This is a genomic window from Pseudomonas sp. OVF7 (assembly GCF_030644265.1).
Classification (GTDB): Bacteria; Pseudomonadota; Gammaproteobacteria; order Pseudomonadales; family Pseudomonadaceae; genus Aquipseudomonas; species Aquipseudomonas gorinensis.
Window position 1 is genome coordinate 1,267,409 of record NZ_CP128996.1, and the last position, 11,789, is coordinate 1,279,197.

Here is an 11,789-nt window from a genome sequence, read left to right on the forward strand (position 1 = left end):
CGTGTGCAACACACCGCAGCCGAATAGTTAGTGAATCTTGAAATCGATCGGTACGCTGACCCAGCCGTCCTGGGCCACATCGCCTTGCTTGGCCGGCACGAAGCTCCAACGCTTCACGGCGGTCAGTGCGGCGTCGTCGAGTTGCTGGCGACCGCTGCTTTTCTGGACCTGGATCTCACCCGGCTTGCCGCTGGCCAGTACATGCACTCGCAACAACACCGTGCCTTCCCAACCGCGACGCTGCGCCAGTGACGGGTACTCCGGCGCCGGGTTCTTGAGGTACGCGGCGTTGGCCGAAGCAGGGGTCACCGGGGCTGGCGCAGGCGGAGCGGGCGCGGGGGCCGGTGGCGCCGGTTGCGGTGGCGTGGGCGCCTGCTCGACCGGTTTCGGGGCGGGCTTGGGCTCAGGCTTTGGCACCGGCTTGGGCTTAGGTTTTGGAATCGGCTTGGGCGGTGCCGGCTTGGCGGCCAACTCATCCACCACCGGCGGCGGTGGCTCGACCACGGGCGGCGGCGGTGGTGGCGGCACAGGCGGTGGCGGTTCCACCACGGGCGGTGCCGGCTGGGAAAATTCGATGGTCATTGGCGGGATTTCCGGCGGCACAATCGGCAGCACCGGGGTGGGCTTCTGGCTCACCCAATAGATCACCGCACCGTGCAGGGCCAACACCAGCAACCCGAGCAGAATCCCCTCGCGACGGCTCGAAAAGCGCTTGGGGGTTTTCTGCAAACGCAACTGCCCTAACGGCGCGCGATGCGGCCGGCCAAGGTCGACCAACTCACCACTCGGTGCCTGGCGCCATAGCGCCTCGGGTGCACTGGCGGCGGTCTGGACATTGCCCATTGATTCACTCCCTACGGTTTTGAAACAAAAAAACCGACAGGCCTGCCAAAGCGGCCGTCGAGGGCTGAATCATCGGGGCCAGACGCTTATCTCTTAAAGTAATCTTTAAAGTTATAGATAGATCTAATCTGAATAAGCAAAATACCCGCAGACGCCAAAGCCCCGTAATCCGTGGCCTGGCGCCCCAGCGCGGTTTTTTGATGCTTATCACGCATACAAAATATTCAGCAAAGGCATGGATCAGGCAGGGCTGTTTGCACACAAATCGAGCAATTGGCGCTGCAAACTCTGCCCTGCCGCTCCCAGGCCACTGCGGCCATACAACGCCAGTCGCACGCCCTGCACGGCCGGCAAGCCACTCTCGGCCCCCAGCACCGCATGCCCGGCCTGCACCACCCGGCGCGGCAACAGGCTGATCCCCAGCCCCGCCGCTACCGCCGAGCACACACTGGCCAAACTCGCGCTGGAATAGCCGATGCGCCAGCGCCAACCCGCCACCTCCAGGTGCTGGAGCATTTCATTGCGGTACAGGCCGCCCACCGGAAACGCCACCAACGGCAATGGATCGCGCCCCAGGGAGGGTGTGCTGCGGCTGTCGACCCAGCACAACGGCTCGGGCCATGAGGCCAGGCAGTCGGCGCTGTCGCCCATCTGCTTGACCAACAACACATCGAACTCGCCGCTGCGGTACTGACGCTGCAACTCGGGGCCGAGACCGCTGGTGACCTCCAGGCGCACCCGTGGATACGCCACAACGAACGCCGACAGCAACGGCATCAGGCGCTCGGCAGCAAAGTCTTCCGGTACGCCAAGGCGCAGCACGCCATCACTTTGCTGGTTGATCAACACATCGGCGGCTTCTTCATGCAGCGCCAGGATGCGCCGCGCATAGGCCAGCAGCCGCTCGCCTTCGGCAGTGGCGACCACACGGCGCTGGTCGCGGTCCAGCAACTGGCACGCCACCGCTTCTTCCAGCCGCCGGATCTGCTGGCTCACGGTGGACTGGGTCAAGTGCAGGCGCTCGGCGGCGCGGGTGAAATTGCCGCAATCCACCACCGCGACAAAACTGCGCAACAACACAGGATCGAACATGCTCGTCACCATTCCATTTGCCACTGATTGGCATGGTTATATTTAATTTCAGAATACCTCGCCAGCTGGCGATACTACCTGCCTCTTTTTGCACCTCGAACAGGCCCCGCATGACGTTTAACTCTTCATTCGTGAGCAAACTCGCGGGCTGGGGCCTGCTGGTGGTACTGGGCCTCAACCTGCGGCCGATCCTCAGCTCGATCAGCCCGTTGCTCGGCGAGATTCGCCAGGCCACCGGCCTGAGTTTCCAGAGCAGCGCCCTGCTGACCAGCCTGCCGGTGGTGTGCATGGGCCTGGTGGCGCTGGTGGGTGTGCGGGTGGAAGCGCGCTTGGGTGAACGGCGTGGCATTGCCCTGGGCTTGATGATGATCCTGCTGGCATGCCTGGCGCGCTGGCTGATGGGCCAGGGCTCGGCATTGCTGGCCACTGCCCTGCTCGGTGGTGCCGGTGTCGCGCTGATCCAGGCGTTGGTGCCGGCGATGATCAAGCGCGAATTCCAGCAGCGCGTGCCGGTGGCGATGGGGGTGTATTCGGCTTCGCTGATGGCCGGCGGTGGGCTGGCAGCGCTGCTCAGCCCGCTGGTGGCCAGCCATTTCCAGCAATGGCGGGCGGGGCTGGGAATCTGGTTGCTACCGGTGCTGGCCGCGTGGCTGCTGTGGGTGTTCTTACCGCTGGGGGCGGCCAGAAGTTCCAAGGTGATGCCCACGTTCAAGGGCCTGCGCAATCGTCGCGCCTGGTTGCTGGCGCTGTACTTCGGCCTGGTCAATTGCGGCTACATGAGCCTGGTGGCGTGGTTGCCGGCCTACTATCAGCAATTGGGCTGGGGCGTGCTGCCCAGCGGTTCGTTGCTGGCGTTCATGACCATCTTCCAGGTGATCGCCGCGCTGCTGATGCCGGTGCTGGCGCAACGCGGTATCGATCGGCGGCCGCTGCTGGGCATTGCCTTGCTCGCCCAGACCGTGGGTTATCTCGGCCTGTTGCTGGCGCCGCTGGAATTGACCCACCTGTGGGTCGCCCTGTGCGGCTTCGGCCTGGGCGCGTGTTTCGCCCTGAGCCTGCTGCTGACCCTCGACCACCATCGCGACCCTCGGCAAGCCGGGCAACTGGCGGCCTTTGTGCAAGGCATAGGCTTTTTGATCAACGCGGTCTCGCCATGGATGACCGGCTGGCTGCGCGAACTTACCGGCCATTTCACCAGCGCCTGGTGGGTGTTGACGGTCACGGCAGTGGCGATGCTCATGGTGACGCGAATGTTCAGCCCAGCCACCTACCGCACCGCCGCCGTAGCCGGCTAGAAGTCGTAGCGCCCGGTCAGCCCCAGCGTACGCGGCGTGCCCAGCAGCCCTTCATAACCACCGTTGCCGCCGGTCCACAGGGTGGTGTAGTAGGTCTTGTCGAAGGCGTTCTTCAGCCATAACGACACGTCCCACTGCCCCTGCTCATAGTTGCCGCGCAGGCCGGTGGACAGGTTGACCACGGCGTAGGCGGGAATCTGTCCATAGTCAGAGTCCTCCACCGTGCCCACGGCCTTGGAGCGGAAGGCATAGCTGGCGGTGACGTAGGGTTCGAAGCCGTTATCCAGGTTCCACTTGTATTCGCCGTTGGCGTTGGCGATCCATTTCGACGCCCCCACCACTTGATGCCCGCTCAGGTCGCAGGAGGCCGGCGCACCGGGGCGCAGACTGACTTCCGGCGGGCACGGTGCATCCTTGTAAGACAGGTAGCTCACATCGTTGAACGAGCCGTTCACGTTCAGCGTCAGGCCCTTGATCGGCACCAGGGTGCTTTCCACTTCGAGGCCCCGCGAGCGCACCGAACCGGCGTTGGTCAGGTACTGCACACGGTTGTCCTGGTCATAGGCATTGGTCTGGTAACCGTTGACCTGGGTCCAGAACAGGTTGGCATTGAGCTGCAGCCGCCGGTCCCACAGCGTGCTTTTGAAACCCAGTTCGGCGTTGTTGGCGCGCTCGGTGCCGATCAGCAGTGAGTCGGCACCGGCCGTCGGTGCCGAGCCTACCGCCAGGTTGACCCCGCCGGACTTTTCGCCATGGGACAGCGTCGCGTAGCCCAACAGGTTTTCGTTGAAGCGGTAGCTCAGGTTGAGCAAACCCGAGGGGCTGGTGCTGTATTGCGTGAGGTCACCGGAATCGTACGCCCCCGCGCGGCCACGTCGAGCCGTAGCGGCAGCACCGGTGACCGCCGCACCGCCGAGGGGATTGTTACGCGTGACCCAGGCACTTTTTTCTTCATAGGTGCCGCGCAGGCCGGCGGTGAAATCCAGGCGCTCGGTGAGGTGCCAGGTGCCTTGGGCAAACAGTGCAAAACTGTCGGTGCGAATGTGCCCGTTGCCGACGCTGCTGACGTTGGCCAATGCCCCGGCTGGCGTGCCGTTCCAAATGTCGGCCTGGGGCCCGTAATAGGCGAAGGATTTGTTGTCCAGCGAATTGCCGAAGTAGTAGGCACCGAGCACGTAATCGAAGAAACCGCCGGTGGGCGAAGCCAGCCGGAATTCCTGGGACCACTGCTTATCTTCCACCGACACCCCGGCGTTATACGACGCCGGCACGTTAAGGCCGTCGTCGTTGCGTGGGGTGAAGTTCCAGAAGCGATAGGAACTCACCGAGGTCAGGGTGAAGTCACTTGGCAACGTCCAGTTGGCTTCCAGCGACGTGCCGCCCTGGAACACCGTGACCTGCTGGTCGCTGTCCAGGTTGACCTTGCGATGGGTGCCATCGACCAGGGTCGCGCCTGCCGCGTTGGCCCGCGACTGGTAGAGGTTGGTGCCGTTGATGGTCGGCCCGGTGCTGTACAGCACACGGGTGCCGGCGCTGGAATCCTCTTCGTTGTAATCGCCGATCCAGCGCAGGTTGAACGCCTCGCTGGGCTTGTACAGCAGTTGCCCGCGAAAGCCTTGGCGCGAGCCACCGTTGAGATCATGGCCGTTGTATTCGTTCTTGATGTCGCCGTCGCTGCGGGTGCGATACGCCGAGAAACGCCCCGCCAGCTCATCGGTGAGCGGGCCGGAAATCGTGCCCTTGGTCTGGAAGTAGCCGTCCTCGCCCAACGAGGTTTCAATGCTGCGCTCCGGGGTGAAACTCGGCGCGCGCGTGCTGATGTTGATCACCCCGGCCGTGGTGTTTTTGCCGAACAACGTCCCTTGCGGGCCGCGCAAGACTTCAAGCTGCTCGATGTCCATCAGGTCGAACACCGCCATGCCCGGCCGCCCGAGGTAAACGTTGTCGATATACAGCCCCACGCTGCCCTCAAGGCCGTCACTCGCCGGGTTGTTGCCAAGGCCGCGAATCGACACGCTGGACTGGCGCGCATGCATGTAGGCGACGTTGACGCTGGGCACCAGTTGCTGCAAATCCTGAATCCGATACACCCGCTGGCTCTCCAGGGCCTGGCCACCGATCACGCTCATGGGCGTCGGCACATCCTGGGCACTTTCGGTGCGGCGCCGAGCGGTGACCGTGACGGTTTCCAGTTGGCCAGTGGCGTTCTCGCCTTCGGGCGCAGGCTTGTTTGCGTCGGCCGCGTGGCTGAGCGTCCAGCTGGCACTGCCGGCCAGCAACAGCGCCAGCGGCAAACGCTTGAGCCGCCAGGGAGAGGAAGGGACAGCGGACTTCAACAGACTCATAAGCGGCTCCGGAACCCGGAAATATCCATCGAGAGATATTCCTTTAGGTTATTTATTTATGCTTTAACTAACATTTACTGCATAAGAGATAGCCTTTATAAAGAGTCGACCTAATGCATAGCCAATGCATTTCCCGGATATTTTTGATGTGAAAAATGCATATCGATTTGCGCCAGCTTCGTCACTTCATCGCCCTTGCCGAACAACGCAGTTTTGTCGCAGCCGCGTTGACGGTGAACCTGTCGCAGTCAGCGTTCAGTCGCAGTATCCAGGCCCTGGAGCACAGCGCCGGCTGCCAGCTGATTGACCGTGGCCGTAAAGACCTGGCACCGACCAAACAAGGCCAGGTATTGCTGGAGCACGCCCGGCGCCTGGTCAGCGGTGCGCAGCAACTGGCCAACGAGATCGACCAGTTCAATGGCCTGGAGGCAGGGGAGTTGCGCTTCGGTTGTGGCCCGGCGCCGGCGGGTGGCTTGGTGCCCCGCGCCATCGGCAGTTTTATCGGGCGCTACCCTAAGGCACGGGTGCAGTACCAGGTCGACGACTGGCAAAGCCTGAGCAAACGCCTGCTCAGTGAAGAGTTCGAGTTTTTTGTCGCCGACACCCGCCACTTCGAAGCCAACCCGGACTATCACACTCACCGCCTGCGCCCGCGCCGCTGGTATTTCTGCTGCCGCGCCGGCCACCCGCTGGCCCTGCGCGACAGCGTGAGCGCCGCCGAGCTGATGAGTTACCCGCTGGCCGTGACCATCCGCCCGCCCAACCTGCGCAAGGTCATCGTCGACCTCAGCGGCCGCCCCGATTACCAGCCCAATGTCGAATGCGAGAACGGCTATAGCCTGATGGGTGTGGTGCTGCGCTCCGACGCCATCGGCATCGTCAGCGCCAACAGCGATGTGCTGCACATGGCCCGGGGCGAGTTGGTGTGCTTGAAGATCGAGGGCCTGGCCGAGGATCTGGAGGAGCGTTACACCCGCTACGGCATCGTCAGCCGGGCCGGGTATCGCTTGTCGCCGCTGGCGCAAGCGATGATCGAGCAGATCAAACAGATCGATGAGGTGGATGAGGATGTGTGTGCACTGGAGAATGTCGCGGTTTAGGCCATGCATCCCCTGCATGAAATCCAGTCCCCAAATGCACTTGCCAGCCCCCCACCCGAACGGCGAAAAAACTCACCTGTCCTCCGTCTGGTGAAACCCCATGCCCCACTCCCAACCCGTGCGCAACGTGCTGTACATCATGTGCGACCAACTGCGCCGCGATTACCTGTCGTGCTACGGCCACGCTCACCTGCACACGCCGAACATCGATCGCCTGGCAGCCGCCGGTGTGCGCTTCAGCCGCGCCTATACCCAAGGCACCATCTGCGGGCCCTCGCGCATGTCGGCCTATACCGGGCGCTACGTCAGCAGCCACCAGGTGGCGTGGAACGCAGTGCCGTTGCCCCTGGAAGAACTGACCATCGGCGACTACCTGCGCCCCCACGGTATCCGCACGGCGCTGGTCGGCAAGACCCACGCCACGCCGAATGTCGAAGCCTTGCAGCGCCTGAATATCGACCCTGGGAGCGAGCAGGCCGAGCCATTGAACGAGGTCGGCTTCGAGGCGTACTTGCGTCACGACGGCATCTACCCCGACAGCCCGCTGTTCGATGACAAACGCGAGTCCGCGCCCTATACCCATTACCTGCGCGAACAGGGCTACAGCGGCACCAACCCGTGGCACGAATGGGCCAATGCCGCAGCAGGTGAAAACGGCGAAGTGCTCAGCGGTTGGCACATGCGCAATGCCGGCCTGCCCGCGCGCGTGGCCGAGGAGCATTCGGAAACCGTCTACACCACCGACCGCGCTATCGACTTCATCCGCGAGCAGGCCGAACAACCGTGGTGCCTGCACTTGTCCTATATCAAGCCACACTGGCCCTACATCGCACCGGCGCCCTATCACGCGCTGTATGGCGCCGAGCATATCCAGGCACCGATCCAGCCTGGGGAAACCAGCGATCACCCGGTGTACCAGGCGTTCCGCCAACACCAGGAGAGCCTGAACTTTTCCCGTGACGAGGTACGGCTCACGGTGATTCCCACCTACATGGGCTTGATCAAACAAGTCGACGACCAACTCGGGCGACTGTTCGATTTCCTGCAAAGCAACGGCCGTTGGGACGACACCTTGATCGTGTTCACCAGCGACCACGGCGACTTTCTCGGCGATCACTTCCTCGGCGAAAAAGAATTTTTGCTGGAACCGGCCGTGGGCATTCCGCTGATCGTGCGCGACCCACGCGCCGCGGCCGATATCAGCCGTGGCACAGTGGACGCACGGCTAGTGGAAACCATCGATGCGCTGCCGACTTTCCTTGAGGCCTTGGGCCTGCCCGCGGCCGACCATCGCCTGGAAGGCCGCTCACTGATCCCGCTGCTGCATTGCCAAGAAACGAGCTGGCGCCGCTACGCCATCGCCGAGTACGACTACGCCTTCCAGGCCCCGGCCCGCGAACGCCTGGCGCAACCCATCGACCGTTGCCGGATGACGATGGTACGCAGCGAGCGCTGGAAATACCTGGCGTACGACGGCTTTCGCGCACAACTGTTCGACCTGGAAAACGATCCGCAGGAGCTGCACGACCTGGGCAGCGACCCGGCCTATGCCCAAGTGCGCGACATTCATTTGGGGTATCTGTTCGAATGGCTGCGCGGGTTGAAGCGGCGCACCACCATCAGCCACACAGAGATCGATCTGCGTGGCCAACGGTTTCGTTACGGTGAGCCGGAGGCGGAGAAAGTGGTGAAAATCGGCGTCTGGTAAACCACAAATCGAATGTGGGAGGTGCCGCTGTCGCGCAGCAAATGGGTACCTCCGTGGCAAGCCCTGATGCCGGTCAGTTAAGAGATAGAACGGGCAAACAGTAACCCGTGGCGGGCGGGCCTGTTGTGGCGAGCGGGCTTGCCCTAATGCCGTTCAGTTAAGCGTACATCGCCTTTTGTAGGAGCGAGCTTGCTCGCGAAAAACTCACAGGCGCCGCGTTCATTCAGGAGACACGCGTTATCGTTGACGTTTTTCGCGAGCAAGCTCGCTCCTACAAAAAAGCCTTAACTGAATGGCATCAGGGCTCGCCCCCTCCCACAGGTGAAGCGTTGTCAGCTCAGAGACCTTTGGTGGTCTGGCTGCGCTGCCCCTGCACACCCACCGGCACATCGCCCTTGAGCGTCACCCGGCGCACGATGCGTTCCTGGGTGCCGTAGTCGTCCACCGCGTAATGCTGGGTCGCGCGGTTGTCCCAGATCGCCACGTCGCCGGTATTCCAACGCCAGCGCACGGTGTTTTCCAGGCGGGTGACGTGGCTTTGCAAGAGGTTGAACAACTGGGTCGAATCTGCCTGGGAATAGCCTTTCAGGCGCTTGACGAAGTGCCCCAGCAACAGGGTCTTCTCACCACTGACCGGGTGTACGCGCACCACCGGGTGCTCGGTTTCGTACACCGTCGAGGTGAACACCTTGCGGTATGCCTCGAGCCGCTCTGCCGACACATCCGGCTTGAGCGCGGCATAGTCGTATTCGTTGCTGTGCACCGCCCACAAGTTATCCGCCAGTGCGCGCAGTTCGACGCTGAGGTCGTTGTAGGCGCTTGAGGTGTTGGCCCACACCGTGTCGCCACCGGACTTGGGGGCGAGTACCGAACGCAGGATCGAGGCTTTCGGGTAGGCGTCGACGAAGGTCACGTCGGTGTGCCAGGAATTGGCGCGCTGGCCACGGGTACCGTCCAGTTCCATCAGGAAGCGCGTACCGTCGCGCACCGGCACCGTCGGGTGGGCAATCGGCTCGCCGAGCAAGTGGGCGAAAGCTTCCTGGCTCTGGTCATCGAGGTGGGTCTGCTCACGGAAGAAGATCACCTTGTATTGCACCAGCGCCTGCTGGATGGCGTCGACCGTGGCGGCATCCAGATCGCCGGACAGCCTAATGCCACGGATCTCGGCGCCGATGCGGCCGGCGACCGGGTGAATATCCAGTGCCTGGGCGACGGGTTGAACAGCTAATGCGGCGTTGCTCATTGTGATGACCCTCTTGTGCCTACTGATGGTGGGGAGCTTTCCGACAACGCTCTATTCATATGCAATTTAGATCTAGCAAATGAACCAATGCTTCATTGACGGAATAAGAGCTTGCATTTAAAACCTCTGCTCCCGTGGTCGCAAATGCCTTCGACCTATTTTTAAGATGCAGGGAAAGCATATGGATCTTCGCCAACTGCGGTACTTCATCGCCCTCAACGAACACCGCAGTTTCGTGCGTGCGGCGGACGCCATGGGCATCACCCAACCGGCGTTCAGCCGCAGCATCCAGGGGCTGGAACAGGAATTCGGCTGTGTGCTGGTCGACCGCGGCCACAAGGATCTGCGCCCCACGCCGGAAGGCCAGGTGGTACTGCAACACGCGCTGACCCTGGTGCATGGCGCCAACCTGCTGAGCAGTGAAGTGACGCGCATGACCAAGCTCGACGCCGGCGACCTGCGCTTTGGCTGCGGCCCCGCGCCAGCGGTGAAACTGGTGCCGGATGCGGTGGCGCGCTTTATCAGCGCCCACCCGAAAATCCGTACCAGTTTCCAGGTGGATAACTGGGAAAAACTCAGCCGCGCCCTGAGCCGCGAAGAGATCGAATTCTTTATCGCCGACATCCGTCAGTTCGAAGCTGATCCGAATTTCCAGACCCGTGCACTGACGCCCAAGCGCGGGGTATTTTTCTGCCGCCCGGGGCACCCGCTGCTGGACAAGGACAGCCTGTCGACCAACGACATGTTCGACTACCCGCTGGCGTCGCCGCTGATCTCCCAGGGCATTCGCAAACTGTTGGCGAACCTGAGTGGGCGCATGGATTTTTCCCCGAGCATCCAGACCGAACATTTCCCGGCGCTGGTGAAGATTGTGCTGCAGTCCAATGCCATCGGCGTGGGCACCGAGGAGGCGTTCGCCGACGACATCGCCCAGGGCACGTTGAAGCTGCTGCACTGGCGCAACCTGCCGCAGAACATGGAGACCATGAGCGCCCGCTGCGGCATCGTCAGCCGCACCGGTTCGCGGTTGTCGCCGGCGGCGAAGGCGATGATCGAGACCTTGGTGGAGGTGGACAGCCAGGAGATGAGTGTGGCGGTTTGAAGGGTCTCATCGCCTGGACACCACCCAACTCAGAGCCCCGCCGCCGCCAGATTCGGCGCCACCCAGTCACTCACCTGGAACGACTTGCGAATCAGCTTCTCCTGGGAGGCCAGGTCCACCGCGCCCTGCAATTTAGCCAGGAACACCGGGTCCAGGGTCGACGGGAAGACCTCGCTGAGGGTCTGGTCTTTCAAGTCATTGGTGAGGATCAGCGGCGGGTAGCTGGCCAGCCCGGACACCAGCGCAATGTAGGCTTGCTTGTTGTTGTCATCGGTCAACCATTGCACCGCCTGCTGCTGGGCCTTGAGCAGCTTGGCCACGGCGTCGGGATGCTCGTCGACAAACTGTTTGCTGCCCACCAGCACCGCCTGGACGCTGCCGGCGCCGCCGAGATCCTTGGTGGTCAGGGGTATTTCAGCCAGCCCCTTGGCTTGCAACGCCGTCAGGTTCGAACCGCCCCAGGTGGCGTCGATCTGCTTGGCGGCCAGCGCCGCACCGGCGGCGTTGAAGTCCAGGTTGATGACCTTCAGGTCTTTTTCACTCAAGCCCTGGCTGGCCAATGCGGCATCGAACGACAACTGGCTGGCCGTACCACGGAACACCGCGACGCGCTTGCCCTTGAGGTCCTGCAAGGTCTTGATGCCTGAGCCCGGCACCACGCCGAGGTACTGCTTGACGTCGCGCGCGCTGGCACTGAGCAAGCGCGTCTCCAGGCCATTGGAGCGGCCGATGATCGCCGCCAGGTCGCCCAGGTAAGCCAGGTCCACCTGCCCGTTGGCGAAGGCTTCATTGATCACGGGGCCGGCGCCCTTGAAGTAGTTCCACTGGATCTTGATGCCTTGGTCGGCAAAGGCTTTTTCGAAGATCTGCTGCTCGCGCAGCACGTCCGTTATGCCCCCACCACTGTGCTGGCTGCCGGCGCTGAGGTCGGGCACGGCGATGCGGATTTCCTTGAGGTCGGCAGCCTGTACCAGGCCCGCCAGTGCGGTGCCTGCGACCAGGGTGATCAGACGTTTGAAAGGCAGTTTCATAAGCGCAGCTCCTTGTGGGCGAGGGTCGCC

Annotated in this window: 9 protein-coding genes; 4 read left to right on the forward strand and 5 right to left on the reverse strand. The window is 62.7% G+C overall.

Annotated features, from left to right (window positions below; all coding sequences use genetic code 11):
• Nucleotides 1-27 precede the first annotated feature (27 nt).
• Both QU606_RS05635 and QU606_RS05640 read right to left on the reverse strand, forming a co-directional pair.
• Nucleotides 28-843: an energy transducer TonB gene (locus QU606_RS05635; RefSeq protein WP_024072761.1), complete on the reverse strand. Its 816-nt coding sequence runs from the start codon at nucleotides 841-843 to the stop codon at nucleotides 28-30.
• A gap of 240 nt (nucleotides 844-1,083) precedes the next feature.
• The gene (locus QU606_RS05640; RefSeq protein ID WP_150292004.1) at nucleotides 1,084-1,935 is read right to left on the reverse strand and encodes a LysR family transcriptional regulator; all 852 of its coding nucleotides are present in this window, start codon (nucleotides 1,933-1,935) and stop codon (nucleotides 1,084-1,086) included.
• A gap of 110 nt (nucleotides 1,936-2,045) precedes the next feature.
• Between QU606_RS05640 and QU606_RS05645 the strand changes: the two genes are divergently transcribed.
• Nucleotides 2,046-3,230 (forward strand): CynX/NimT family MFS transporter, encoded by a 1,185-nt coding sequence (locus tag QU606_RS05645; protein ID WP_304998190.1) that lies wholly within the window; start codon nucleotides 2,046-2,048, stop codon nucleotides 3,228-3,230.
• On the opposite strand, the gene QU606_RS05650 is transcribed toward QU606_RS05645, so the two are convergent.
• Nucleotides 3,227-5,575, reverse strand: coding sequence for a TonB-dependent receptor (locus tag QU606_RS05650; protein WP_304998191.1), 2,349 nt, complete (start codon nucleotides 5,573-5,575; stop codon nucleotides 3,227-3,229). The genes QU606_RS05645 and QU606_RS05650 overlap by 4 nt on opposite strands.
• 155 nt (nucleotides 5,576-5,730) lie before the next feature.
• On the opposite strand from QU606_RS05650, the gene QU606_RS05655 reads away from it, so the two are divergent.
• A complete protein-coding gene (locus QU606_RS05655; protein ID WP_102624815.1) occupies nucleotides 5,731-6,675 on the forward strand; it encodes a LysR family transcriptional regulator in 945 nt (314 codons plus the stop codon).
• A gap of 100 nt (nucleotides 6,676-6,775) precedes the next feature.
• The gene (locus tag QU606_RS05660; protein WP_102624814.1) at nucleotides 6,776-8,383 is read left to right on the forward strand and encodes an alkaline phosphatase family protein; all 1,608 of its coding nucleotides are present in this window, start codon (nucleotides 6,776-6,778) and stop codon (nucleotides 8,381-8,383) included.
• Nucleotides 8,384-8,720: 337 nt separating this feature from the next.
• Here the strand turns inward: QU606_RS05660 and QU606_RS05665 are convergent, their stop codons facing one another.
• Nucleotides 8,721-9,626, reverse strand: a complete 906-nt coding sequence (locus QU606_RS05665; protein WP_069075011.1) for a TauD/TfdA family dioxygenase — start codon at nucleotides 9,624-9,626, stop codon at nucleotides 8,721-8,723.
• A gap of 181 nt (nucleotides 9,627-9,807) precedes the next feature.
• On the opposite strand from QU606_RS05665, the gene QU606_RS05670 reads away from it, so the two are divergent.
• Nucleotides 9,808-10,728 (forward strand): LysR family transcriptional regulator, encoded by a 921-nt coding sequence (locus QU606_RS05670; RefSeq protein ID WP_024072753.1) that lies wholly within the window; start codon nucleotides 9,808-9,810, stop codon nucleotides 10,726-10,728.
• Between the two features lie 29 nt (nucleotides 10,729-10,757).
• Here the strand turns inward: QU606_RS05670 and QU606_RS05675 are convergent, their stop codons facing one another.
• A complete protein-coding gene (locus tag QU606_RS05675; RefSeq protein WP_024072752.1) occupies nucleotides 10,758-11,759 on the reverse strand; it encodes an ABC transporter substrate-binding protein in 1,002 nt (333 codons plus the stop codon).
• Nucleotides 11,760-11,789 lie beyond the last annotated feature (30 nt).